Origin of the sequence: Sphingopyxis terrae subsp. terrae NBRC 15098, from assembly GCF_001610975.1 — a bacterium.
Lineage (GTDB): Bacteria > Pseudomonadota > Alphaproteobacteria > Sphingomonadales > Sphingomonadaceae > Sphingopyxis > Sphingopyxis terrae_A.
Genome location: NZ_CP013342.1, coordinates 2,798,580 through 2,823,623, shown reverse-complemented (window position 1 = coordinate 2,823,623; position 25,044 = coordinate 2,798,580). Strand labels below are relative to the sequence as shown.

At 64.3% G+C, this 25,044-nt stretch carries 25 protein-coding genes and 2 tRNA genes; 17 read left to right on the top strand and 10 right to left on the bottom strand.

Annotation, left to right across the window (positions count from 1 at the left end; translation table 11 throughout):
* Positions 1-26: 26 nt before the first annotated feature.
* Genes wecB through hslU form a run of 5 tightly spaced genes read left to right on the top strand, consistent with a single transcriptional unit; the run spans position 27 to position 5,159 of the window.
* Positions 27-1,097, top strand: a complete 1,071-nt coding sequence (gene wecB / locus AOA14_RS13490; RefSeq protein ID WP_275261199.1) for a non-hydrolyzing UDP-N-acetylglucosamine 2-epimerase — start codon at positions 27-29, stop codon at positions 1,095-1,097.
* Positions 1,087-2,382, top strand: coding sequence for a UDP-N-acetyl-D-mannosamine dehydrogenase (gene wecC, locus AOA14_RS13485; protein ID WP_062903165.1), 1,296 nt, complete (start codon positions 1,087-1,089; stop codon positions 2,380-2,382). Before wecB ends, wecC begins: the two co-directional genes overlap by 11 nt.
* Positions 2,383-2,430: 48 nt before the next feature.
* Entirely contained in the window at positions 2,431-3,237 is an 807-nt protein-coding gene (locus AOA14_RS13480) for a class I mannose-6-phosphate isomerase (protein WP_062902163.1), read from the top strand.
* A 49-nt stretch (positions 3,238-3,286) separates the two neighbouring features.
* Positions 3,287-3,853: an ATP-dependent protease subunit HslV gene (gene hslV, locus AOA14_RS13475; protein ID WP_058812084.1), complete on the top strand. Its 567-nt coding sequence runs from the start codon at positions 3,287-3,289 to the stop codon at positions 3,851-3,853.
* A gap of 4 nt (positions 3,854-3,857) precedes the next feature.
* Positions 3,858-5,159, top strand: a complete 1,302-nt coding sequence (hslU, locus tag AOA14_RS13470) for an ATP-dependent protease ATPase subunit HslU (protein ID WP_003044812.1) — start codon at positions 3,858-3,860, stop codon at positions 5,157-5,159.
* 112 nt (positions 5,160-5,271) lie between these two features.
* On the opposite strand, the gene AOA14_RS19340 is transcribed toward hslU, so the two are convergent.
* On the bottom strand, positions 5,272-5,445 hold the full coding sequence (locus AOA14_RS19340) for a DUF1328 family protein (protein ID WP_003044814.1): 174 nt from the start codon (positions 5,443-5,445) through the stop codon (positions 5,272-5,274).
* Positions 5,446-5,700: 255 nt separating this feature from the next.
* Between AOA14_RS19340 and AOA14_RS13465 the strand changes: the two genes are divergently transcribed.
* The 7 genes from AOA14_RS13465 (at position 5,701) to AOA14_RS13435 (ending at position 12,224) form a co-directional block, all read left to right on the top strand.
* Positions 5,701-6,573 (top strand): helix-turn-helix domain-containing protein, encoded by an 873-nt coding sequence (locus AOA14_RS13465; protein WP_062902162.1) that lies wholly within the window; start codon positions 5,701-5,703, stop codon positions 6,571-6,573.
* 157 nt (positions 6,574-6,730) lie between these two features.
* Complete coding sequence (locus tag AOA14_RS13460; RefSeq protein ID WP_051066407.1) at positions 6,731-7,645, top strand: tetratricopeptide repeat protein; 915 nt, start codon at positions 6,731-6,733, stop codon at positions 7,643-7,645.
* The gene (gene tilS, locus AOA14_RS13455; protein WP_062902161.1) at positions 7,599-8,591 is read left to right on the top strand and encodes a tRNA lysidine(34) synthetase TilS; all 993 of its coding nucleotides are present in this window, start codon (positions 7,599-7,601) and stop codon (positions 8,589-8,591) included. Before AOA14_RS13460 ends, tilS begins: the two co-directional genes overlap by 47 nt.
* A 102-nt stretch (positions 8,592-8,693) precedes the next feature.
* Positions 8,694-10,637: an ATP-dependent zinc metalloprotease FtsH gene (gene ftsH, locus AOA14_RS13450; RefSeq protein WP_062766467.1), complete on the top strand. Its 1,944-nt coding sequence runs from the start codon at positions 8,694-8,696 to the stop codon at positions 10,635-10,637.
* Between the two features lie 49 nt (positions 10,638-10,686).
* Positions 10,687-11,079 carry a hypothetical protein gene (locus AOA14_RS13445; RefSeq protein ID WP_062902160.1) on the top strand — a complete coding sequence of 131 codons (393 nt, stop codon included), beginning with the start codon at positions 10,687-10,689 and terminating at the stop codon, positions 11,077-11,079.
* Between the two features lie 31 nt (positions 11,080-11,110).
* Complete coding sequence (locus tag AOA14_RS13440) at positions 11,111-11,593, top strand: DUF11 domain-containing protein (protein WP_062902159.1); 483 nt, start codon at positions 11,111-11,113, stop codon at positions 11,591-11,593.
* Between the two features lie 25 nt (positions 11,594-11,618).
* Entirely contained in the window at positions 11,619-12,224 is a 606-nt protein-coding gene (locus AOA14_RS13435) for a DUF3800 domain-containing protein (protein ID WP_062902158.1), read from the top strand.
* 79 nt (positions 12,225-12,303) lie between these two features.
* On the opposite strand, the gene rpoZ is transcribed toward AOA14_RS13435, so the two are convergent.
* Entirely contained in the window at positions 12,304-12,648 is a 345-nt protein-coding gene (gene rpoZ / locus AOA14_RS13430) for a DNA-directed RNA polymerase subunit omega (protein ID WP_003044837.1), read from the bottom strand.
* A gap of 137 nt (positions 12,649-12,785) precedes the next feature.
* On the opposite strand from rpoZ, the gene AOA14_RS13425 reads away from it, so the two are divergent.
* The gene (locus tag AOA14_RS13425) at positions 12,786-13,976 is read left to right on the top strand and encodes a phospholipase D-like domain-containing protein (RefSeq protein ID WP_062902157.1); all 1,191 of its coding nucleotides are present in this window, start codon (positions 12,786-12,788) and stop codon (positions 13,974-13,976) included.
* A 6-nt stretch (positions 13,977-13,982) separates the two neighbouring features.
* Here the strand turns inward: AOA14_RS13425 and AOA14_RS13420 are convergent, their stop codons facing one another.
* A complete protein-coding gene (locus tag AOA14_RS13420; protein ID WP_051066408.1) occupies positions 13,983-14,579 on the bottom strand; it encodes a class I SAM-dependent methyltransferase in 597 nt (198 codons plus the stop codon).
* Between the two features lie 168 nt (positions 14,580-14,747).
* Here AOA14_RS13420 and AOA14_RS13415 point away from each other — a divergent pair, with 168 nt between their 5' ends.
* Complete coding sequence (locus AOA14_RS13415) at positions 14,748-16,073, top strand: MFS transporter (RefSeq protein WP_062902156.1); 1,326 nt, start codon at positions 14,748-14,750, stop codon at positions 16,071-16,073.
* A gap of 16 nt (positions 16,074-16,089) precedes the next feature.
* On the opposite strand, the gene AOA14_RS13410 is transcribed toward AOA14_RS13415, so the two are convergent.
* Complete coding sequence (locus AOA14_RS13410) at positions 16,090-18,420, bottom strand: CDC48 family AAA ATPase (protein ID WP_409372268.1); 2,331 nt, start codon at positions 18,418-18,420, stop codon at positions 16,090-16,092.
* A gap of 143 nt (positions 18,421-18,563) precedes the next feature.
* Here AOA14_RS13410 and AOA14_RS13405 point away from each other — a divergent pair, with 143 nt between their 5' ends.
* Positions 18,564-19,442: a LysR substrate-binding domain-containing protein gene (locus AOA14_RS13405; protein ID WP_040590058.1), complete on the top strand. Its 879-nt coding sequence runs from the start codon at positions 18,564-18,566 to the stop codon at positions 19,440-19,442.
* 10 nt (positions 19,443-19,452) lie between these two features.
* Here AOA14_RS13405 and AOA14_RS13400 read toward each other — a convergent pair whose 3' ends face one another.
* The 4 genes from AOA14_RS13400 to AOA14_RS13385 all read right to left on the bottom strand — a co-directional run bounded on the left by AOA14_RS13400 (position 19,453) and on the right by AOA14_RS13385 (position 23,214).
* Positions 19,453-20,535, bottom strand: a complete 1,083-nt coding sequence (locus tag AOA14_RS13400; RefSeq protein WP_062902155.1) for an AI-2E family transporter — start codon at positions 20,533-20,535, stop codon at positions 19,453-19,455.
* Positions 20,536-20,644: 109 nt separating this feature from the next.
* A complete protein-coding gene (locus AOA14_RS13395) occupies positions 20,645-22,351 on the bottom strand; it encodes a flotillin family protein (protein ID WP_062902154.1) in 1,707 nt (568 codons plus the stop codon).
* 63 nt (positions 22,352-22,414) lie between these two features.
* Positions 22,415-23,038 carry an OB-fold-containig protein gene (locus AOA14_RS13390; protein ID WP_062903163.1) on the bottom strand — a complete coding sequence of 208 codons (624 nt, stop codon included), beginning with the start codon at positions 23,036-23,038 and terminating at the stop codon, positions 22,415-22,417.
* A gap of 101 nt (positions 23,039-23,139) precedes the next feature.
* Positions 23,140-23,214 (bottom strand) — tRNA-Thr (locus AOA14_RS13385).
* A gap of 118 nt (positions 23,215-23,332) precedes the next feature.
* Between AOA14_RS13385 and AOA14_RS19860 the strand changes: the two genes are divergently transcribed.
* A complete protein-coding gene (locus tag AOA14_RS19860; protein WP_202988500.1) occupies positions 23,333-23,476 on the top strand; it encodes a hypothetical protein in 144 nt (47 codons plus the stop codon).
* On the opposite strand, the gene AOA14_RS13380 is transcribed toward AOA14_RS19860, so the two are convergent.
* Together AOA14_RS13380 and AOA14_RS13375 are read right to left on the bottom strand one after the other, a co-directional pair.
* Entirely contained in the window at positions 23,466-23,780 is a 315-nt protein-coding gene (locus AOA14_RS13380; RefSeq protein WP_058812060.1) for a DUF1905 domain-containing protein, read from the bottom strand. The genes AOA14_RS19860 and AOA14_RS13380 overlap by 11 nt on opposite strands.
* 6 nt (positions 23,781-23,786) lie before the next feature.
* Positions 23,787-24,731, bottom strand: coding sequence for a peptidylprolyl isomerase (locus tag AOA14_RS13375; RefSeq protein WP_062902153.1), 945 nt, complete (start codon positions 24,729-24,731; stop codon positions 23,787-23,789).
* 77 nt (positions 24,732-24,808) lie between these two features.
* Between AOA14_RS13375 and AOA14_RS13370 the strand changes: the two genes are divergently transcribed.
* A tRNA-Ser gene (locus tag AOA14_RS13370) sits at positions 24,809-24,899 on the top strand.
* Positions 24,900-25,044: the final 145 nt, after the last annotated feature.

Genomic DNA, 25,044 nt, shown 5'->3' with positions numbered 1-25,044 from the left:
TCGGCACACGACCCGAAGCTATCAAGATGTTTCCCGTGATTCACGCGCTTCAGCGCACCAACGGCATCGACGTTCGTGTCTGCGTGACCGCCCAGCACCGCGAGATGCTCGACCAGGTTCTTGCAATAGCCCGAATCATTCCCGACGTCGATCTCGACATCATGACCCCGAGCCAGTCGCTCGATGCCCTTCTCGCGAGACTGGTCACCGGACTCGGCGAGACTTTCGACACAGAAAGGCCGGACCGCATTCTCGTTCATGGCGATACATTGACAACAATGGCAGCAACGCTCGCCGCCTATTTCCGCAAGATACCTGTCGGCCATGTCGAGGCGGGGCTGCGCAGCGGAGATATCTATCATCCCTGGCCCGAGGAGGTAAATCGCAAGGTCACAGGCTCGGTCGCCGACCTGCATTTCGCCCCGACCGAGACCGCCGCCGCTGCGCTGCGTTCGGAGAATGTGCCGGACGAGCGGATTCACATCACCGGCAACACCGTCATCGATGCCCTGCTCGCAACGAACGCGCGCATCAACGAAGACCCGTCGCTCGCAGCTGGCCTCGATCCGCTGGTAAAACGATATGCGAGGAAGCGGATCATCGCCGTCACCTCGCATCGGCGCGAGAATTTCGGCGAGGGGATGCGCGCGATCGCCGAGGCGATCGCAGCCATCGCCGCGCGCCCCGACGTCGCGGTGATCTTTCCCGTCCACCCGAACCCGCAGGTCCGCAGCGCGATGGAGCCGCTGCTCGCCGCGCTTTCCAACGTCGCGCTGATCGACCCGCTCGATTATCCGCATTTCGTGCGCCTGCTCGCCGAAGCCGATCTCGTGCTGACCGACAGCGGCGGCGTGCAAGAGGAAGCGCCTTCTCTCGGCAAACCAGTGCTCGTCATGCGCGAGACGACCGAGCGACCCGAAGGCATTACGGCAGGCACGGCAAAGCTCGTCGGCACCGACAAGGACCGTATCGTTACCGAAATTTTCAGCCTTTTGGACGATAGCGAAGCCTATTCGGCGATGGCCCGCGCGCACAATCCGTTCGGCGACGGCCTCGCCGCCCAGCGAATTGCGGAGATTGTCGCGCGTGCCCATTGATACCGACCAGCAAGTTACCGTCCTCGGCCTCGGCTATATCGGGCTGCCAACCGCGGCGCTGATCGCGCGGTCGGGTTGCCGCGTCACCGGCGTCGATGTCAGCGAGAAGGTCGTCGAAACGGTCAACAGCGGCAAGGTGCATATTGAGGAGGTCGATCTCGACGGGCTCGTCCAGGGCGTCGTCGCGCGCGGCGCGCTCACCGCTTCGACCGAAGTCGCGCCCGCCGACAGCTTCGTGATCGCCGTGCCGACGCCGCACGACGCCGATCATCGCCCCGACATCAGCTATGTGCTGGCGGCAGCCCGCGCGATTGCGCCCAAATTGCAAGCCGGCAATCTTGTCATCCTCGAATCGACATCGCCCGTCGGCACGACCGAAATGGTCGCCGCGCTGATCGCCGAATTGCGACCCGACCTTAAGGTGCCAGGCGCGTGCGCCGGTGCCGCCGAGATCTTCATCGCCTATTGTCCGGAACGTGTCCTCCCGGGCCGCATTCTGGTCGAGCTGGTCGATAATGACCGCTGTATTGGCGGTATCACGCCGCGCTGTGCGCGCCGTGCGATGACTTTCTACCGCCAGTTCGTGCGCGGTGCCTGCATCACGACCTCGGCGCGCGCCGCCGAAATGGTCAAGCTCGTCGAAAACAGCTACCGCGATGTCAACATCGCCTTCGCCAATGAATTGTCGATGATGGCCGAGGAAATGGGCGTCGATGTCTGGGAGGTGATCCGCCTCGCCAACCGCCACCCGCGCGTCAACATCCTTCAGCCCGGCCCCGGCGTCGGCGGCCATTGCATTGCCGTCGATCCCTGGTTCCTCGTTCATGGGGCGCCCGATCACAGCCGCCTGATCCGTACCGCGCGCGAAGTCAATCTCGCGAAGACCGCGCATGTCATCGGCGCCGCCGAAATGCTGGTGTCGCAGCACCCGCAGGCGCGCGTCGCCTGCCTCGGCCTCGCCTTCAAACCGAACATCGATGATTTCCGCGAAAGTCCCGCGGTCGAGGTGGCGGTCGCCCTCGCTCGCCGCTTCGGCAAGCAGGTCGACATCGTCGAGCCCTATGCGCGCGGCCTACCGGCCGAATTCGCCGGTACCGGATCCGAACTCATCGACCTCGATACCGCACTCGCGAAGTGCGACCTGCTGATCGTGCTCGTCGATCACGACCTGTTCAAATCGATCCCGCTCGAAGAACGATCGGACAAGATTGTCTATGACACGCGCGGTCTCTGGCTCGACCAGCCCGGCGGGAGCACCCCCAACCGGCTCAATCGCGCCGCTTGATGCGCGCGGTCGCTTGACGTCCTCGCGCACGCGACACATGACATTGCGATGTTGACCCGCCTTCCCCCGCATATCGTCGAAAAGCCGTGGGGACGGACCGACATTCCCGCGGCATTCGGCGACTTCGGCGAAAGGCGCATCGGCGAGATATGGTTCGCGCATCCCGACGGCGATGCCGCGCCACTGATGATCAAATTCCTGTTCACCTCCGAGCGGCTGTCGATTCAGGTTCACCCCGACGATGTCCGCGCACGCGCCGCCGGACATGCGCGCGGCAAGGACGAATGCTGGCTGATCCTGGACGCCGAACCGGAGGCCGAACTTGGCCTCGGCTTGAAAGCCCCCGCCGACGTGGCCGCACTTCGCGCCGCGGCGCAGGATGGATCGATCGTCGACATGGTCGATTGGCGGCCGGCGCAGGCGGGCGAATTCTTCTATAATGCGGCGGGCACGATCCACGCGATCGGCGGCGGGCTGACCTTGGTGGAGGTGCAGCAGAATGCGGACTGCACCTACCGCCTCTTCGACTATGGCCGGCCGCGCGATTTGCACCTTGATGACGGGCTGGCGGTTGTCGACGGTGCGCCGTCGCACGGCGCGCCGCATTGCGCGATCGACCCGGCGGCGAACAAGCGCCTTGTAGATGGGCCCCACTTCCATCTCCTGCATCTGGCGGCGCCTTTCGATCGCGACCTTGTCGGACCGACCGGGCAAAGCCTGACACTCGTTCCGCTGGCCGACGGCTGCAGCATCGGAGACGACCCTTTGCCGTTCGGCGCAGTCGGCCTGCTCGAAGACTTATCTTCGCTTGAAATGGCGCCGGGCGCCCGCGCGCTGCTCTGCTGGGCCGCCTGATCGGCACCTCCCCTTGCGGCTCGGCGCCGCTTTACCCATATCGCGCCGCATGACCCAATCGACCGCGCACCGTGACGCGCCCTGGCACGGAACCACCATCCTCTCCGCCCGCAACGCAGACAAGGTCGTCGTAATCGGCGACGGTCAGGTGTCGATGGGGCAGACGGTGATGAAGCCCAACGCCCGCAAGGTCCGCCGCCTTCACGACGGCAGCGTAATCGGCGGCTTCGCGGGTGCGACCGCCGACGCCTTCACCCTGTTCGAGCGGCTCGAAGCCAAGCTCGAACGCCATAATGGACAGTTGCTGCGCGCGGCCGTCGAACTCGCCAAGGACTGGCGCACCGACAAATATCTGCGCAATCTGGAAGCGATGATGATCGTCGCCGACAAGGAAGTAACGCTCGTCATCACCGGCAACGGCGACGTCCTCGAACCGCTCGGCGGCATCGCCGCGATCGGCTCGGGCGGCAATTTCGCGCTGTCGGCGGCGCGCGCACTCGCCGATTATGAAAAGGACCCCGAGGTGCTGGCGAAAAAGGCGATGCAGGTCGCCGCCGATATCTGCGTCTACACCAACGACCAGACCACGCTCGAAACCATCGAAATTCAGGCATAATATCATGAACAAGGATTTGACTCCGAAGGCGATCGTCGCCGCACTCGACACGCACATCATCGGCCAGAAGGACGCCAAGCGCGCGGTCGCCGTTGCGCTCCGCAATCGCTGGCGCCGCCAGCAGCTCGCGCCCGACTTACGCGATGAGGTCAGCCCCAAGAATATCCTGATGATCGGCCCCACCGGCTGCGGCAAGACCGAGATTTCGCGCCGCCTGGCCAAGCTTGCCGACGCCCCCTTTATCAAGGTCGAGGCGACCAAGTTCACCGAAGTCGGCTATGTCGGCCGCGACGTCGAGCAGATCGCCCGCGACCTGGTTGAGGAAGCGGTGCGCCTCGAGAAAGATCGCCGCCGCGGCGCGGTGCGCGCGGCCGCCGAAGAAGCTGCGATGGAGCGGCTGCTCGACGCCCTGACGGGCAAGGGCGCCAGCGAAGCTACACGCCAGAGCTTCCGCCAGCGTATCCGCGAAGGTCATCTCGACGATAGCGAGGTCGAAATCGAGGTCTCCGACGCCCCCGGCATGCCGTTCGATCTGCCCGGACAGCCCGGCCAGATGAGCATGATCAACCTCTCCGACATGCTCGGCAAGGCGATGGGCGGCCTGCCCAAGAAGCGCCGCAAGATGAAGGTCATAGACGCTGCGACGCGGCTGATCGAGGAAGAGCAGGACAAGCGGCTCGATCAGGACGATGTCGCGCGCGTCGCGCTCGCCGATGCCGAAGCCAATGGCATCGTGTTCCTCGACGAGATCGACAAGATCGCGGTCAGCGACGTGCGCGGCGGCTCGATCAGCCGCGAGGGCGTCCAGCGCGACCTGCTGCCGCTCATCGAAGGGACGACCGTCGCAACCAAATATGGGCCGATGAAGACCGATCATATCCTCTTCATCGCCAGCGGCGCGTTCCACGTCGCCAAGCCCAGCGACCTGCTCCCCGAATTGCAGGGTCGCCTGCCGATCCGCGTCGAACTGGGGGCGCTAAGCGAGGAGGATTTCGTTCGCATCCTCAGCGAAACCAAGGCGGGCCTGCCCGAGCAATATGCCGCGCTGCTCGGGACCGAAGGGGTCACGCTCAGCTTCACCGCCGATGCGATCGCACGCGTCGCCCGGCTCGCGGCAGAGGTGAACGAAAAGGTCGAGAATATCGGGGCCCGCCGGCTCCAGACGATCATGGAGCGGCTTGTCGAGGAAGTGAGCTTCACTGCCGAGGATATGCCCGGCACGACGCTCGAAATCGACGCCGCCTATGTCGACAAGCAACTCGCCGATGTCGTGGGGGACACAGATCTCAGCAAATATGTGCTCTGACAGCTAGCGCCCCATCGCCGGATGGCGGCAGGAGCCGCCCCCCCGATTGCGCACAAAAAATGCGGGCGACTTGAAGCCGCCCGCTTTTTTTCGTCGCTTATGTCGCGACCTGTCAGCTGATCTTCTTCGCCGCGGCCGAACCGAGGACGAGGAAGAGAACAACCAGGGCCAAGCCGACGAAGAAGAGGATTTTGGCAATCCCGGCCGCCGCGCCGGCCACGCCGGAAAAGCCGAGAACGGCCGCGAGCAATGCGATCACGGCGAAGATCAACGCCCATTTGAACATGATGAATTCCTTTCGACACCTAATCATCCGGATTCGCGCGCTTTGTTTCGCGGGAACTGAGAATGGAACGGATGAGCGGCGGCGAATGTTCCCTGCCCTGCCCTCGTCTCGGCAAGTCGGCTTTTCCGGCAGTCCGGAATCCGCTTCCTTTCGGCCTGTTGTTTGCGGAACTTCATTTGACTTTCGCGCGTCCACAATGCGAGAACGAGGCGACACGGTCGAAACGGGTTGCAAGCGACCGGCACGGAGACAGCAATGGCAGATGAGGACGTCGCCCCGCAGCAGGGCGAGTTGGCGATCACGCGCACCGGCGACCGGCTTCGCCTAGCGCGCGAGGCGGCGGGGCTTTCGCTCGCCGACATCGCGACGCGTACGCGTGTGACCCAGCGGCATCTTCAGGCCATAGAAAACTCGGAATTCTCGGAACTTCCGGGCCGAACTTATGTCACCGGCTTCGCCCGCGCCTATGCCCGCGCGCTCGATCTGCCCGAAGCCGAAATCGCCGCCGAGCTTCGCCGCGAACTCGACGAGGATGAATATGGCGCGCGGCCGCTCTACGAAGCTTATGAGCCGACCGACCCCGCCCGCCTGCCGACCGCACGGTTGACCTGGACGCTCGTCATCGTCGCGCTCTTGCTGGTCTCGGCCTATGGCGTGTGGCGCTTCCTGTCGGTAGAACCCGATGAGGCGCTGATCGCGGCACAAAATGCCGACGCCGACGCGTCAGAAGCCCCTGCTGCCGCCACCCCGGCGGCAGGCACCCCCAAGGCGGGCGCGCCGAACGCGGCAGTGCCGGCAAACGCCCCCGTCGTGCTTACCGGCCTTTCCGAAGTGTGGATCGGGTTCGACGATGCGACCGGCAAGACCGAGAATTGGCGGACGCTCGACGCCGGCGAAACCTATGAGGTTCCCGCAGCCTATATCGAGCAGTTCACGCTGCGCACGAGCCGCCCGCAGGCGCTCAAGATCACCGTCGGCGGCCGCGACGTCGGCGCGACCGGCCCCGCCGATACGCTCGTCAAGGGAATCTCGCTCAAACCCGCCGACCTCGTGGCGCGCGCCGAAGGAAGCGGCAGTACCGCGACGGTGCCGCTGCCCAAGGCGAAAGGCGCCTCCGCGCGCCCCTGATTCGTCTCCGTTCCCGACGGATCGACGCGGCCGCGCGCCGAAATGGGTTTGCGTATCCGCCGTTTGCGGCGTTATGAGAGCATAGAGACAAGATAGTTAACTGGTGGGGGCCGCACGGCAGATGAGGAAGTTACAAGGGTCTTTGATCGGCGCGGCAATGATCGCGCTGACAGCGGCGCCTGTTGCACAGGCGCAGGACGCCGGGATCGACAAGCGCGTCGAGCGGTTGGAAAAGGAAATGCGGGCGGTCCAGCGCTCGGTTTTCCCCGGCGGCAGCCCCGCCTTCTTCGAGGGCGAGATCGCACCCGACAACACGCCCGGCGAGCGCGCGAAGGGCAATGCCCCGGTCATCGACCTCACCGCGCGCGTCGATGCGCTCGAAGCCCAGCTTCAGACCCTCACCGGCCAGACCGAGCAGAACAGCTATCAGCTACGCGAACTCGAAAAGCAGTTCGCCGCCTATAAGGCCGAAATGGAAAAACGCCTTGCCGCCCCCGCCATTGGCGGTGAAACCCCGGCAAGTCTGCCGCTTGCATCGGGTTCGGGGGCGACCAAGCCTGCCACGGTGACGCAGGCGTCGACGACCACGACCACCAAAAAGCCCTCGACGACGACGCCCGCCGCGAGCAAACCCGACGCCAACCGGCTCGCGCTCGTCAAGAAGGTCGAAATTCCGGCGACCGGCAACGAAGCCGAAGATGCCTATACCTACGGCTTCCGCCTGTGGGATGCCAAACTCTATCCCGAGGCGCAGGCGCAGCTCAAACAGGTCGTGGCAAAATGGCCGAAGAGCAACCAGGCAAGCTATGCGCAGAACCTGCTCGGGCGCGCCTATCTCGATGAAGGCAAGCCCAGCCTTGCCGCCGTCGCTTTCTATAATAATTACAAGGATCGGCCGAGCGGGCCCCGCGCGCCGCACAGCCTGATGTATATGGGAGTAGCGCTCGACAAGCTCGGGCGCAAAGCCGACGCCTGCAAGGCCTTCCGCGAACTGGATGAGGTCTATGGCGACAAGGCACCGAAGGATGTCCGCGACGATGCTGCCGCCGCAAAAGCAAAAGCAGGCTGTTGACAGCGACGCCGTCGAGCGGCTCGGCGGCGAACTCGCCGCGCTCGTCGGCGCCGACTGGCATCGCCGTGACTATGGCGTCGCCGTATCGGGTGGCCCGGACAGCATGGCGCTGCTCTGGCTGATGGCTTCGCTGCTGCCCGGGCAGGTCCGGGCGGCGACGGTCGATCACGGATTGCGCAGCGGTTCGGCCGAAGAGGCGCGCATGGTCGCGGCCTTCTGCGCGCGTGAACATATTCCCCACGCGACGCTGACGCCGGATAGTCCAATTGCGGGCTCGCTGCAGGCCGCCGCGCGCTCGGCGCGCTATGATCTGCTCGACGGCTGGCGCCGCGAACAGGGAATCGACTTCATCGTCACCGCGCACCATGCTGACGATCAGCTCGAAACGATGATCATGCGGCTCAACCGCAGCAGCGGCGTCGGCGGCCTTGCCTCGATCCGCGCCCGCAACGGCCAGGTTTTGCGCCCGCTGCTCGGCTGGCGGCACATGGACCTGACGCGGCTCGCGCTCGACCAGGACATTCCGTTCGTCGACGACCCGTCGAACAGTGACGAGCGCTTCGACCGGGCGCGGCTGCGCCATGCGCTGCGCTATCAGTCCACGATCGACGCCGAAGCCGCCGCGCGCTCGGCGCGCTGGCTCGCCGAAGCCGACGAGGCGCTCGACTGGGCTGTCGACCAGGCGATCACGAGCTGGCCCGAGGTCGACGACACGGCCGTCATCCGCGATCTCGGCTATCCGCCCGAGCTTTTCCGCCGCATCGTCATGCGCCGCCTTTCGCATGCCGACCCGCGACTCGTGCTGCGGGGCGTCACCCTCGACACGGTCATCGCGGCGATGCGCGAGGGCCGGCGCGCAATGGTCGGCAGCCTGTTGATCGACGCCGCGGGCGAGCGCGACGGCTCAATCTGGCGCATTTCCTCGGCGCCGCGGCGGAAAAGCTGAATTTATCGCGCTTGGCGCATTGTCATTTAACCGGATATTCCTATCTTGCAGCCTATGGTCGCGGCTTCTCGCGATGCTGGCGTTGATTGGGATATTCTCCGAATGCAGGACGACAAGGAACCGCAGGGCAACCCCTGGATGAAGAGCGTGATGATCTGGAGCGGCATTCTGCTTGCCATGCTCCTCGTCGCGTCGATGTTCGGCGGCGCCTCGCAGGGCACGGGTTCTCCGATGGCTTATTCGGAGTTCCGTCAAAAGGTTCAGGAAGGCGCGGTGAAGGAAGTCGTCCTCTCCGACGACCGCGTTTCCGGCAAGCTGAACAGCGGCGAAAGCTTTTCGGCCAATATCGTCCGCGATCCCGAACTGCTCAAGCTGCTCAACGACAATGGCGTCAAATATGACGGCAAGCCGACCGATCAGGGCAATATCTGGGTCTATCTGCTGATCCAGGCGCTGCCCTTCATGTTGATCCTCGGCATCGCTTTCTTCGTTTTCCGCCAGGTTCAGAAAAATAACGGGTCGGGCGCGATGGGCTTCGGCAAGAGCCGCGCGAAGATGCTTACCGAGAAGCAGGGCCGCGTGACCTTCGACGATGTCGCGGGCATCGACGAGGCGCGCGAGGAGTTGCAGGAAATCGTCGAATTCCTGAAGGACCCCACCAAATTTTCAAAGCTTGGCGGTCAGATTCCGAAGGGCGCACTGCTCGTCGGCTCGCCGGGGACCGGCAAGACGCTGCTCGCTCGCGCGATCGCGGGCGAGGCGGGCGTCCCCTTCTTCACCATCTCGGGTTCAGACTTCGTCGAAATGTTCGTCGGCGTGGGCGCCAGCCGGGTCCGCGACATGTTCGAGCAGGCGAAACGCAACGCGCCGTGCATTGTCTTCATCGACGAAATCGACGCGGTCGGCCGCCATCGCGGTGCCGGCCTCGGCAACGGCAATGACGAGCGCGAACAGACGCTCAACCAGCTGCTCGTCGAAATGGACGGCTTCGAAGCGAACGAGGGCATTATCATCGTCGCCGCGACCAACCGTCCCGACGTTCTCGATCCCGCGCTGCTGCGTCCGGGCCGGTTCGACCGCCAGGTCGTCGTCCCGCGCCCCGACATCGAAGGCCGCCAGAAGATCCTCGAGGTCCATACGCGCAAGAAGCCGCTCGCCCCCGACGTCGACCTGCGCCGCATCGCGCGCGGCACGCCCGGCTTTTCGGGCGCCGACCTTGCCAACCTCGCCAACGAGGCCGCGCTGCTTGCGGCGCGCAAGGGCAAGCGCCTGATCGCGTCGGGCGAGTTCGAGGAAGCCAAGGACAAGGTGCTCATGGGCGCCGAACGCCGTTCGATGGTGATGACCGAGGACGAAAAGAAGGCGACCGCCTATCACGAGGCGGGCCACGCACTCGTGTCGATCCATGTCGAGCATAATGATCCGCTGCACAAGGTGACGATCATCCCGCGCGGCCGCGCGCTGGGCGTGACGTGGAACCTTCCCGAACGCGACCGCTATTCGATGAGCATGAAGCAGATGAAGGCGCGCCTCGCGCTCTGCTTCGGCGGCCGCATCGCCGAACAGCTCATCTACGGCAAGGACGAGCTTAATACCGGTGCGTCGAACGACATCCAGCAGGCCACCGACATGGCGCGCTCGATGGTCATGGAATATGGCATGTCCGACAAGCTCGGCTGGCTGCGCTACCGCGACAATCAGGACGAGGTTTTCCTCGGCCACAGCGTCTCGCGCGCGCAGAATATGTCCGAGGAGACCGCCAAGCTGATCGACGCCGAAGTCCGCCGCCTCGTCGAGGACGGCGAGAAGACGGCGCGCAAGGTGCTCACCGACCATCTCGACGAGCTGCATCTGCTTGCAGGAGCGCTGCTCGAATATGAGACGCTGTCGGGCGAGGAGGCGCGCCGCGCGATCAAGGGCGAGGACATTGGCCGCGACAGCGACGCGAACAAGCCCGGCGCCCCCATTCAAGGGCACGCTGGCGGCCTGCCGCAGATCAAGCGCAAACCGCGCCCCTTTGGCGACACGCATCCACAAGGCGCGTGACGATCGCCGATTCAGCCGGCATTCAGGGCGCGGGAGAGATTTCGGCGGCATGATGAACGGCAGGACGCAGCGCATCGAAATGGCTTCGGCCTTGGCCGCCTGGCTGGCTCTGACCGCGGCGTCGCCCGGCGACATGAGCGTAGCGGCCTTTCTCCAGCGCGCCGAAGCGCTGCAGCGGCTGGGTCCGCTTGCGCTTGCCATGCCCGAGGCGGACCGGCTCAAGAGCGAAGTCATCGCGGCGGGCAAACGCTATCAGGCGCGGATCGAGGCCGACCGCAAAGCGGGGCGCAAATCGGCGAGTTGCCCGCCCAAGAGCGGCACGCTGACCCCCGAGCAATGGCTCGCGCATCTTCGCACCTATCCGCCGCAGAGCCGCAGCCGCACGACGATCAACATGGCGTTCGACGGGCTGATGCGGAAACGCTATCCCTGCCCTGCTTGAGCAGATCAATTTTCACCTTTCGAAGGACCAGATGATGCGCGGCAGGCTTATCGCATATATTCTCGCGGCGGGCCTTGGCGCCGCGGCGCCCATGGTCGCCGCGCAGGAAAAGGGTGCGCTGACCTCTACGGTGGAACTCGAGAAGATCAGCGGCGTCGCCAGCGGCAAGCCCGTCAAATCCTATGTCGCCCCGGACGTGGTCGTTCCCGGCGACCGCGTGCGCGTCACGCTGCTGTTCGCCAATCCCGGGCCCAGCCCGGCGACGGGGGTTCGCATCGTCAACCCGATCCCCGCGGGGCTGGCCTTCGACGGCACCAACGACCGCGCCGATTTCAGTGTCTCGGTCGACGGCGGCAAGAGCTTCGGCGATCTTGCGGGACTCACCCTCCCGGGCGCCGATGGAACGCCGCGCGCGGCGACCGATGCCGACGTGACCCACGTCCGCTGGCTCTGGAGCACCGCCGTACCGGCAGGCGGATCGCGCTCGGTTGCCTTTTTCGGCCGCGTCAAATGATCGACGTACGGGGCGCGGCGCAGGCATGACCATCTATTGCGACGAATCGGGCGGCCTCAATGCCGGTGCGATGACCTTTGCCGCTGTGATGCTTACCCCCGAAGCCGCGGCGCAAATCCATGCGCGCTTTCGCGCCGTGACGGGCCTGCGCGGCGAACTCAAGGGCAGCCGTATCAGCCTGACCGAGCGCGCCTATCTCCTCGAACTTTTCGACCGGGCCGGCGGACGCGCCTGGGTGGCCGTCGCCAAACGCGCGCGGCTCCAGCCGCCGGCCAACGGCCAGCCGACAAGCGATCTGGCGCTCTACGCGGCGCTTCTTGATCTCGCGATCGGAAGCTGGCTTCCCGAAACCGGCGGCGTGTGCAGCGACGTGGTGATCGACGACGGCCGCTACGATCCCAAAATTCTCGAAAATGTCCGCGAGGCGATCCAGACCGGGCTCGGCGGCTGGGGCCGCGCGTCGCTCGCCGACAGCCGCCGCTCGGACGGCGTGCAGATCGCCGATGTCGTCGCGAACAGCCTCTATAATGTCGAGGTCGCGTCACCGCGTGCACGGCGCATCGGCATCATCATCGAACCGATGCTCGCCTCGCGCGCGATCCGTGTCGCCGAGCTTGCGCAGCTTCCCTGAGCGTCCCGACCGAGACGCCGCGCCAACGAAGAAGGGCCGCGGTTTCCCGCGGCCCCCTCCGGTGATGCATTCGTCGACCTCAGTCGAAATCGGCACCGCCGCCCGCAGGGCTGCGCGGCGGCGCAGCGGCGGTGAGGCGAAGCGCCTCGGCCGAGCGCGCGATCGAGCTGATTTCATCGGGCGTATCGTCATCGTCGACGACAACCTTCTGCAGCGATCCGGTGAGCGCGTCCTTGAGGTCGACGGGGCGAATCGTCTGTTCGGCGATCTCGCGCAGCGCGACGACCGGATTCTTGTCGCGATCGCGATCGATGGTCAGCTCCGAGCCGCCCGAAATTTCGCGGGCGCGATGCGCCGAAAGCAGCACCAGATCGAAACGGTTGGGAACTTTGTCGACGCAATCTTCGACGGTAACGCGGGCCATCTTGTTTCCTTAGATGAGGAGAGGCCAGCCCGATGGGCATGGCGGCAAGCGCTGCGCGCTAGCAGGCGGCACCCGATATGTCAACAAAACCGGGGTGCTTGCGGCGCTTCGAGGCTCCTGCTTATGACAGGGGCACGATGACCGAACCCCCTGCCCCCGCCCGCGAGCGATTGCATTGGAGCGCCGATGTGGCGGGGCACCGGATCGAGCTGCTGTTCGACGGCGCCGCGCGGCTCGACCGGTTGCTCGCCCTGATCAATGGCGCTATCCGCAGCATCGATCTCGTCATGTATATCTTCGAGGGCGACGGCGCAGGGACCGACGTTCTAGAAGCCCTTGCCCGCGCGGCGCGGCGCGGCGTCCGCGTGCGCGCGGTCATCGACAGTTTCGGATCGTCGAACACGTCCGACAACATCTTCGTGCCGCTGCGCGACGCAGGCGGCGAAGTGACCTATTTCTCCCGCCGCTGGCGATCGAGCTATCTGATCCGCAACCACCAAAAGCTGATCCTGATCGACGGCGATATCGCGATCACCGGCGGCTTCAACATATCCGACGACTATCTGAGCGCACCGCGCCCCGACTGCTGGTTCGATCTGGGGATGGTCCTGCGCGGGCCGAGCGTCGCGCGCGCCGCCCAGTGGTTCGCGCAAATCCGCGACTATGCCGTCCATCATGACGGAAAGCTTCTCATGCTCCGGCGGCTGATCCGCGAATGGCCGGTCGAAAATGGCGCCGTGACCTGGCTTGTCGGCGGACCGACGCAGCGCCTCTCACCATGGGCGCGCGCCGTGCGCGCCGATCTCGAGGGGGCGCGGCAACTCGACATGGCGATGGCCTATTTCTCGCCGACGCAGGGGATGTTGCGCCGGCTCGGGCGCGTCGCGCGCTTCGGGCGCGCACGTTTCGTCATGGCGAGCAAATCTGACAATGCCGCAACGATCGGCGCCTCGCGCCTTCTCTACGGCTATCTTCTGCGCAAAGGCGGGGCGGTTTGGGAATATCGGCCGTGCAAATTGCACATTAAGCTGATCGTCATCGACGACATCGTCTATATCGGATCGGCCAATTTCGACGTGCGCAGCCTGTTCGTGAATGTCGAGATCATGGTGCGGATCGCGGATGCGGACTTTGCACAGCGCATGCGCGGTTTCGTCGCAGGACTCGAAGAGGATTGCGACGTGATCACCGCCGAAACGCACAAGGCCCGCGCTGGCTGGCTGACCCGGCTGCGCTGGACGCTTGCCTGGTTCGTGGTCGGTGTGGCCGATTATACGGTATCGCGGCGGCTGAATTTCGGGCTCGCCGAACCCGATCCCGAGCTTTGACAGCGCTCAGTCTTTCCAGCCCCAGAACAGAAAGCAGGGCGGGACATTGACCCATTCGAAGGCATTGTCGATACGCTTGAAATGTGCCGCGAGAAAATCGCGGGCGCGGGCGCGGAACTGATAGACGAGGAAGGCCCCGCCCGGGCGTAGCACGCGGTGCGTCGCTGCCGCGATCGCCGGCCCGACGCCTGCCGGGAGCGTCGAAAAGGGCAGACCCGACAGCACATAATCGGCCTTGTCGAAACCGTGCGCCTTGACGATTTCTTCAACGTCTGCCGCGGAGCCATGCACCGCAACGAAGCGGCTGTCGCGGATCTCCTTGCGCAGATAGGCGATGAAATCCTCGTTCGTGTCGATCGCGATCAGCATCGCATCGCCCGCCAGCCGTTCGAGCACCGGGCGGCAAAAGGTGCCGACGCCGGGGCCATATTCGACGAACAGCTTGGTATTCTTCCAGTCGACGGGCCGCAGCATGTGGCGGATCAGCGTCGGTGACGAGGGCACGATCGACCCGACCATGACGGGATGCTTGATGAATCCCTTCACGAACATACCCCAAGGGCCAAAAAATCGCTTCAGCCTCTCGCGGATCCGACGGGACATCGCGATTTTCGATTCTTGGGCCTGCGCCCGCGGATTGGTCATGATGGCTTTCGCGTTGTTGCGGTTCTTGGTGGAGTGGCAAAATCGTGGCGGCGGCGCAAGAAAAGAGTCTGTCTTGACACTGGACAGACGCCCGGCGGCGTGTAGGGAAACAGGCACTTGCGGTAAATGGTTGGAAAACAGGGGGAGGACGAATTGAGCAATATGACGCGCTCGATTCCGGCCGATCGCATGGCTGTCCTCTTCGCCATCATGCTCGTCGCCGCCGCGGGCAATACCGCAATGCAGTCGATCCTTCCCGCCATCGGCGCCAAGCTTCACATCCCCGATGTCTGGGTCAGCCTGGCGTTCAGCTGGTCGGCCTTGCTCTGGGTGCTTACCGCTCCCTATTGGGCGCGCCAGTCGGACAAGCGCGGGCGCAAGGTGCTGATGGCGCGCGGAATCATCGGTTTTTTCCTGTCGATGGCGCTGTGCGGCGTGACCTTGTGGGCCGGGCTCCAGGGCTGGCTCGCCGCCGGCGCGACCTTCATTCTCTTCGCGCTGTTCCGCAGTCTTTATGGCGGCTTTGGATCGGCCGCGCCGCCCGCGGTCCAGGCCTATGTTGCCGCACGCACCGATCCCGAGGAGCGCACGCAGGCGTTGTCGCTGGTCTCCTCCTCCTTCGGGCTCGGCACGGTGATCGGCCCCGCGGTTGCGCCCTTCTTCATCCTCCCGATCTTCGGCCTTGCAGGGCCGTTGCTCGTCTTTGCCCTGATCGGCCTCACGGTGCTTGTGATGCTGCGCTGGCGGCTTCCCGACGATATGCCGCGCTTCGCGGCACGCGGTGCGATCGCCTCCTATCCGCTCTCCGCAGGACCGGGCGAACCGACCGCCGAGGATGAGAATGAACTCGACCCCGCCGAGCAGGAATCGCTCGGCTGGCGCGACCGGCGCGTGCGCCCATGGCTGCTCGCGGGATTTTTCGGCGGTCAGGCGCAGGCGATGATGCTCGGCGTCATCGGCTTTCTCATTCTCGACCGGCTGCATCTGCGTCTGAGGCCCGACGAAGGCGCAGCGATTACGGGTATCGTGCTGATGGCCGGCGCCTTTGCGACGCTGCTCTCGCAATGGGGGCTGATCCCGCTGCTCAAGATGACCCCGCGCACCACCGTCCTGTACGGCGCCGCTTTTGGGGGCGTCGGCATCCTCATGACCGGGCTGGCGCAGGATTTGCACGCGATCGTCATCGGTTTCGCCCTCGCCTCGCTCGGCTTCGGACTGTTCCGGCCCGGATTTACCGCCGGCGCCTCGCTCTCGGTCCCGCGCCGCGACCAAGGCAGCGTCGCCGGGATGACGGCGTCGATCAATGGATCGGCCTATATCATCTCGCCCGCCATCGGCGTCCTGCTCTACAATTGGCACCCGATGATCAGCTACGGACTGATGGCCGCTTTTTGCGGATGGCTCGTCCTCTGGGGCTGGTCCGCCTTACGACAGGACCAGCCCACAAACTGAGCATTAGCGCTTCGCGTCAGCCCTTCGCATCATCGGCGTGCTTCTGCTCGCGAACGGGTTTCAGCATGCCGGGCGCGAAAAAGCCGATCGGGTCGATGCTCATCGCCTGCTGCTTGATCTCGCCCTGGATTTTTTCATAGTCGCGCTCCATCGCCTCCGTGACCGAAGCTCGGGTATCCTTCAGCGCAGCTTCGAAATCGGCCATGGTGACGAGATCGCTCGCGATCGATCGCTTGAGCGCGGCAAGCCCCGCCCGGCGCACCAGATCCTCCAGATCGGCGCCCGTAAAGCGGTCGCTGCGCTCGGCGAGGGCGTCGAGCGACACATCGTCGGCGAGCGGCATTTTGGCGGTATGGATCTCTAGAATGCGCCTCCGTCCCTCGGCATTCGGAACCGAGACATAGATCAATTCGTCGAGCCGTCCCGGGCGGAGCAGCGCGGGATCGATCAGGTTCGGGCGGTTTGTCGCGCCGATGACGATCACCGATTGCATCTCTTCGATTCCGTCCATCTCGGCCAGGATCGTGTTGACGACGCGCTCGGTCACCTGCGGCTCACCCGACGTTCCGCTGCCGCGCGCCGGCACCAGGCTGTCGAGTTCGTCGATGAAGATGATCGTCGGCGCGACGGCGCGGGCGCGTGCAAACAACCGGGCAATCTGTTGCTCACTCTCGCCATACCATTTCGACAGCAGATCGGACGATTTGATCGCAATGAAATTCGCATCCGACTCGCGCGCCGCCGCCTTTGCCAGCAAGGTCTTACCCGTGCCTGGCGGGCCGTAGAGCAGAAAGCCCTTGGCGGCGCGGATACCCAGCCGGCGGAACGCTTCGGGATGTTTGAGCGGCAGTTCGATGCCCTCGATCATCTTGTCGCGCGCCGCGTCGAGCCCTCCGATGTCGCTCCAGCGCGTTTTCGGCGCCTGCACCATCACCTCGCGCATCGCCGACGGTTGGACGCGCTTCAGCGCATTCAGAAAGTCGTCGCGCGTCACGCGCAATTCCGCGAGAACTTCGGGCGGGATCGTTCCTTCCTCAAGGTTCAGCTTGGGCATGATCCGCCGCACCGCCTCGATGGCCGCCTCGCGCGTCAGCGCGGCCATGTCCGCCCCGACAAAACCAAAGGTCGTGCGCGCAAGCTCGCCCAGATCGACGTCGTCACCCAGCGGCATGCCGCGGGTATGGATCGCGAGTATCTCGCGGCGCCCGCTCTCATCGGGCACACCGATCACGATCTCGCGGTCGAAGCGGCCAGGACGACGCAGCGCCTCGTCAATCGCGTCGGGGCGGTTTGTTGCCGCAATGACCACCAGATTGGTGCGCGGTTCGAGCCCGTCCATCAGCGTCAGAAGCTGCGCGACGATGCGCTTTTCGGCCTCGCCGGTTACCTGGCCACGCTTCGGCGCGATCGAGTCGATCTCGTCGATGAAGACGATCGACGGCGCGGCTTTGGTCGCGGCCTCGAAAATCTCGCGCAGGCGCTTTTCGGACTCGCCATAGGCGCTGCCCATGATCTCCGGCCCGTTGATCAGGAAGAATTGCGCATCGCTTTCGTTCGCAACAGCGCGCGCAAGCCGCGTCTTGCCGGTTCCCGGCGGGCCGTGGAGCAGTACGCCGCGCGGCGGATCGACGCCGAGCCGCTGGAAAAGTTCGGGATAGCGCAGCGGCAGCTCGACCATCTCGCGCAGCTGATTGATCGTGTCACCAAGCCCGCCCAGATCGTCATAGGTAACGTCGGTGCGCCGCGCGTCCTGCGGTTCCTGATATTCGGGCAGCAGCTCGACTTCGGTGCTTTCGTCGATGAACACGACGCCCTTCGGGTTCGCCGAGACAACAAGCAGGCGCACCTCGGCGAGCGCATAAGCGGGCGCGTTGAGCATCTGGCGCAGTTGCGGCGGCATATCGCCTGCGGGAACGCGCTGTTGCCCGGCGGTCGCGACCGTATCGCCGGCGACCAGCGGACGGCCGAAGAAACTGCGCTTGAGCGCATTGGCCGAGCCCTGCAGCCGCAGATTTTCCTGTGCAGGCGCGAAAACGACGCGTGTCGCGGGCCGCATCTCGACCCGGCTCAGGTGCACCATATCGCCCGCGCCGGCGCCCGCATTGGCGCGTTGCAGACCATCGAGGCGGATCACCTCGATCCCCTCATCCTCGGCGTACGGTGCGACCACACGCGCCGCGGTGTCGCGCTTGCCACTGATCTGGATGACATCGCCCTCGGTCACGCCGAGTTCGACCATTGCGGTGCGCGGAATCCGGGCGATCCCCGCGCCGCTTTCTTCTGCGCGCAGAGTCGCCACCTGAAGCTTGACCTGCTTTTCTTTTACCGGTGCGTCGGCCAACGCCAATCTCCCACAAAGAGTTCAGAACGGCAGAGATAGGACGGCAGTTCCCGATTTGCGACCCTCGGACCGCCGACCAATCATGCCGCACTGCACAAAAGTCTGGCGCGGGATTGACACGCATGTCATCATCGCCATCGAGACAGATCATGCCACGCCTTCCTCCCCTCAGCAGTATGGAAGCCTTTCTGGAGGTTGCCCGTCATGGCACGGTGAAGGCCGCCGCGAGCGAGCTTGGCCTTTCGATGCCTGCCCTATCGCGCCGTATCCAGACGCTAGAGCATGCCGTCGGTCGACCTTTGTTCGACCGCCATCATCATGGGCTGCGACTGACCGAGGCAGGGCGCGACCTGCAGGACCAGTTGTCGCCCATCCTCGACGAACTACGCAGCGTTATCGGCCAGGTCGGCAGCCCCGACGCGTCGGTCCGCCTGCACCTCAACGTGCTTCCGCTCTTTGCGCAGCAGCGCCTGTTCCCGCGCCTGCCCGAACTGCGCCGCGCGCATCCCGAACTGCACATCGACATCGACACGCTGTCGCACGGTGAAGCGCGGCTCGGCGAAGGCATCGACGCTGCGATAGCCCTTGCCCGCGCAATTGATCCCGCACTTTATGCCGCCCGGCTCGATCAGGACAAGGTGTTCCCGATTGCTGCACGGGGGCTGACCGATGGCGAGCGCCCGATCGCGGTGCCCGAACAGCTGCAGCGCGCGACGATCCTGCTGCACCGCGAAATGCCTGAAACCTTCAACGAATGGCGCAATGCGATCGGCATGCCGTATCTCGAACCGATGGGGACCGATTTCTTCGATTCGGGACCGCTGATGCTAGAGGCTGCAGCACAAGGCATCGGCGTCGCTTTCATGCACGGTCATCATTTCGACGACGCGCAGGATCCGCGGCTAGTGCGTCTGTTCGATTTCGACGTCGACAGCCCTTACAGCTACTGGTTCGTCTGCCGCCCCCGCGCGCTGCGCCAGCCCGCGGTCAAGCTGTTTCACGACTGGCTGCTCGAAGCGAAGATCTAGGGTCAGGACGCTAGGCCGGCGGCGACAGGGCTTCGCCGCGCATCTGCGCAGCTATATCCCAAACCGCGATGAACATCGCCGCGATCACCGGCCCGATGACGATGCCGTGAAACCCGAACAATTGCAGGCCGCCCAGTGTCGTGATCAGCACGACATAATCGGGGATGCGCGTCTCGCGCCCCACCAGGATCGGGCGCAGCAGATTGTCGACCATGCCGATGACGAAGAGGCCGCAAAAAACGAGCACCGCTCCCTGCCAGATTGCCCCGCTGAAAAAGAGATAGAGCGCCATCGGTACCCAGACGAGTCCGGTTCCCACCGCGGGAATCAACGATGCCGCGCCCATCAGCACGCCCCAGAGCAGCGGCGCCTCAACCCCGAGCATCCACAGCACCGTCCCGCCGATCATCCCTTGGATGATCGCGACAACGATGCTGCCCTTGATCGTCGCGCGCACCACCACGATGAAACGGTCGACGAGGAGGCCAAGCTGGTCGGCGCGCAGCGGCACGGCGGCCGCAACACGGCGCTGCAACGCATCGCCGTCGCGCAGCAGGAAGAAGGAGAGATAGAGCACGACACTCAACTTCACGAGCAACCCGAATATGCTCTGGCCGAACAGCAGCGCCTGCCCCAGCACCGCGCGCACGCCGTCGGCCGCGCCCGATCCGAAGATGTCGCGCGCGTCGGCGAGATCCTTGACTCCCAGATTGGCAAGCAGGGTCGTCGCCCAACCCGGCAGTCCGGCGAACAAGGTCGCGAAAATACGCGCAATGTCGATATCACCCGACTGGATGCGCAGATAGACCGTCGTCGCCTCCCCGACCAGCGCCACGCTCAGGATCGCCGCCGGCAGGATGACGATCCCAACGATCAGTAGCAGGGTCAGCAAGGCGGCGCTGTTCGGCCAGCGGGGCATGCGCGCGAGCAAGCGGCGATAGACCGGCGTGAACAGAATCGCCGCGATCACCGCCCAGAGGATGGCCGTCAGAAATGGCCACAGAACGAGCGCAAAAGCAGCCGAGATGGCGATCAGGATGACCAGAAAGGACCAACGCCCGTCCGCGCCCCGCCCTTCACCCTCACTCGCCATGATCCGTCACTCCCAGCAGCAATTCCCCTTCCCTAGCGACGATACGCCGATCCGAACAGCGGCATGTGTCCAACCCCCATTAGGCCCGACGGCGGGCGTCTTCGCTCCGTCAGCCTTCATCGCCTCCATCGCCCGCCGCAGTGCGGCTAGGCGATCCCTTCCGGTTCGAACGCGCTGGCGACGGCGCCGGATTCTCTTCAAGCTCGGTTGCACCCTTAACCAGTGCATCGAGCGAACCGCCATCGAAGCCCAGTTCCTTCATCAAACCGTCAATGACCGGTGCCTGTGCCCGATAGGCGAGCGCTGCTGAGACGGCATTGCTTGCCAGGTTGCCGCTCCCGCCCGTCGGCCCATCGCCGGCCAGCGGGGCACCTCCCGATTGGGTAAGACCATCGACCTGTACGATCTTGATCGAATCGATCGCCTCCATTGGCTTAGCGGCCTCGCGGACCACTTCGGGCAGCACCTTGAGCAATGCCATTTTGGTCTGAAGCGATATCTGGTTCGACGAGAGAATATTTGCCGCCTCGTTGATTGCGCGCTGACCCGCCGCCTCGACCTCGAAGCGGACGCGTGCAGCCTCCGCACGCAGCTTTTCGGCTTCGGCCTCACCCTCGGCCTCCAGCCGCAATGCAGCCGCGCGGTTCGCGGCGGCTTCCTTCTCGGCTTCAGCTTCCACCTTTACCGAAATGGCCTGACGCTCGGCCTCTTTCGCCGCCTCAATCAGTTCGATCCGCTTCGAACGCTCCGCGACCTCGGTTTCACGGGACGTCGCGACCTGTTCCTCCGCCGCCACCGCGAGCGCACGCGCGGCATCAGCTTCGGCCCGCGCCTGGCTTTCTTCGCGGCTCTTGTTCTGGATCAGGATTTGCTGCTCCTGCCGCGCCAGTTCGATAGCCTGTTCCTGCGCAATCCGCGCCTCCTCGATGGCACGATCCGCTTCGATCTGCTTGGCGTCGATCAACTGCTTCGCCTGAATCCTCGCATTTTCGGATTCCTGATTGCGCTGGGCTTGCTCGCGCGCGATTTCGGCCGCCTGTTCGGCCCGGCGAATTTCAATTTCACGCGCTTGCCCCAGCTTGGCGAATTCCTCTTCGCGGCGAATTTCGAGCGATTTCTGCTCAGCCTCCAGATTTTTACTCTCCATCTGGACGCGCGTATCCTGCTCGATGTCGTTGCGCGTCTTTTTCCGGGCTTCGATCTGCTCGGTCAGCTTTGTCAGGCCCTCGGCATCGAAGGCATTATTCGCATTGAAATGCTCGATCGAAGTTTGATCGAGGCCAGTCAGCGACACCGATTCCAGTTCAAGGCCATTCATGGCAAGATCGTTCGAGCTGACCTGCTGCACCTTCTGCACAAAATCTGCGCGCTGTTCGTGCAGCTGATTCATCGTCATGCCCGCCGCAACCGAACGCAGCGCATCGACGAACTTGCCTTCGACAAGATCCTTCAGCGCTTCCGGTTGCATCGTGCGCAATCCCAACGTCTGCGCCGCCATCGCAATCGACCCCGCGTCGGGCCTGACCCGGACATAGAATTCCGCTTTCACGTCAATCCGCAAACGATCGAGCGTGATCAGCGCGTCGGAATTCTTGCGCTCCACGGCAAGCCGGACGGTGTTCATGTTGACCGGCATGGTTTCGTGCAGCACCGGTAAAACCAGAGCGCCGCCGTTCATAACAACACGCTCGCCTCGGAACCCGGTCCGGACAAAGGCTATTTCCTTGGTTGCACGGCGATAGAGCCGCGTAATGATCAATCCAAGGATCAGTAGAACGGCAAAGCCGATCCCCGCGTAAATAGCAATTTCGATCATTCAAGCACCCGTTGCTGTTGATTCGCTTTCCGAAAGCGGAAGGCCCCTCACGGGACTTTACGATCAGTCGAGCCGCGGTAAATAAAAATCGCCCCGGGAATAGGCCTTAAATATTTCACCGTCGCGCTTTACCAGCAGGACGGTTTCCCCCGTCTCGAATTTCTGATCGTCGGTATCCGGTTCGACCATGATCTGATGCGCCTGCCCGTGCGCATCGACAACGCGTGCCCGTGCGGGATTGCTCGCGCGGGCTGTTCCGATGCTTATTTCAGCGTAAAGGCCGACAAGCTCGTCGCGGTCGATCGCTGTGGTTTCCAGGGACGGAAATATCCGACCGACCAAGCGCGCCGCGACTCCGGTAGGCGGCAAGGCAGCGACGGCCGTAATCGGCACCATGAGAAAATTGTCACCCGGGCCTCCGGTTAGCGCCGTCATCAACTGCTGCAGCCCAAGCCCCAGACCTCCGAACAGCGCCAGAAAGATCACCAGCCACATCAATAGCGGCACCCGGCCGATACCCGCCCATGCCAGAACGGCGTCGGCCAGCCCCACATCGCCGTCGGCGTCCAGGTCCGCAGCATCGAGGTCACCGACCAATCCAGTTACCTGCATGGCGCCGACGAGAAGCATCAATAGGAGCGCTGCACTGAATACGGCGTTTTCGGGCGCGAATATTTGATCGACCATCGCAACGTCTTGGCGGGTCGCAACCGCCATTGCAAGTCACGCTCCGGCGGTCCGGCAAGGATGCCGGCAATCACAACCATTCTCATTCGTCAGATCGGGAATGGTGCTGCTGGAGAGGATTGAACTCTCGACCTCACCCTTACCAAGGGTGCGCTCTACCACTGAGCTACAGCAGCATCCGGGCCCGGAGCGGCGTCGCACTCGCTGGGCAGGCGCGGCCTATGGCGGGGCGGCCCGCGCCTGTCAAGGTGCGAGGCTTGACCTTTTGCCGAATTCGCGGGCATGGACGCAGCAATGTCCAAGACGCCTTCCCCCGCCGATTTGGAGCGCGAACGCCGCCTTGCGGAAGCGCTGCGCGCGAACCTGCGCAAGCGCAAGGCGCAGACGCGCGAAGCCCGGACGCACGACGAAAAGTCCGGCGACGCACTTAAAGACTGACCGTCACCGTTACCGCGTCGCCTTCCGCCAAGCCCTCCGCCTTGCGCACAGCCGCTTTGACCGGCAGCAGCCAGCCGCCGCTTTCCTTGTGCGGGAAGACCGACGTATTCCAGCAGGTATCACCGACGGTCGCGCGGACCTTTGCCGACCCGAATCCCTTGCGGCCGTCGAGCCACTGTCCGCCGATCGCTGCGAAGCGGATCCCGTCTGCCGCCTCACCCGCGATGGTCAGGAAAAACCAGGCTGCGGGCGCGGTCGCCGACTGCCAGCGCCAGAGCGGCGTCGTGACGGTGAAATCTTCCACGCGCGCCTATTTCGCCGCGATGGGCCGGATCGGCACGGGGATATTGCAGATATCAGCGCCGCCCGCAGGGCGGATGAAGAAGGGATCGCGGCGGTTCGCGCGGGCGTCGGCATAGTCGGTGAAGGCATCGCTGTCGGTCGACAGATATTCGAAGCGCGGCTGCTCCGCCGCCGGCAGGTCGCTGGCAAGCCTGATCGAGCGGATCCCGACGCGCTCGGCTTCATCCTCGTAAAAGCCGAGCGGCCCGGTGCCACGCGGCAGGCTCGACAGATACTCGATCCCGCTGATCACGCGGCCGACGAGCGCGATATTGCGGTCGAGGTGGCGCGGCGCGTGGCCGATGACGGCATAAAGCTCGGCGCCCGAACCGGTATCGGGCGACATGTTGCGGCCGACGCCAACCATCCCATAGCAATGAATGGGCCATTCGCTCTGATGATCATAGGCGACAGGCCAGCCTGCGACAAAACCGGTGAATTCTGCGTACGCATCGCCGCGCGATCGGTGCGGGGACGGCGGCAAGGCCGGACTACGGGTTTCATGAGCCACCAAGATGTGGGGCAGTACCGAATATTCACTCTCCGGTACCGTTACCAAACCCTCGGGCAAAGGCTTCTTCTCGGTCGCGTCCCCCCACTGCGCGACATAATTATCCTGCACTCGGTTGACGCTGGTGCCGTCCCACCAGTGAGCGGCGGCGAGCTTGCGGATATTGCCGATCCAACCCTGACTGAACGGCGCGGGCATCAGCTGGAGGACTACGCGGCGCGCCTTGCCCTTGGCGTCGGGCGCAAGGTCCATCACGAGCAGATCCGACGTCGGGATCGCAACCCAGTCCTTCGCGGGCGCCGCGGCCGCAATCTCGCCCGGCGACGGCACCTCAGTCGCTTCCTGGGCTTGAACGGGACTGGCGAGCGATGCCGCAGCCGCGGCGAGCAGAAGATATTTCATGCCGCCTGTCTGCCATGGCCATGCGACTTGCGAAAGCCCCGCCAAGCGATTAGGGCGCGCCTTCCAGTGCAATATGCGGAGCGGTGGCCGAGTGGTCGAAGGCGCTCGCCTGGAAAGTGAGTATACGTCAAAAGCGTATCGAGGGTTCGAATCCCTCCCGCTCCGCCAAGTCTTTGATTTAATTAGTTTTTATGCGCCGTTACGGCCAAAAACTTCAGCTGCTCCTGCCAAGATAACGGCAATTTGGGATGCCGCAACAAGTCGGGTCCCAGATGGTCTGGTACCTGCACCGCCAAGTTCTAATCCCACTCTC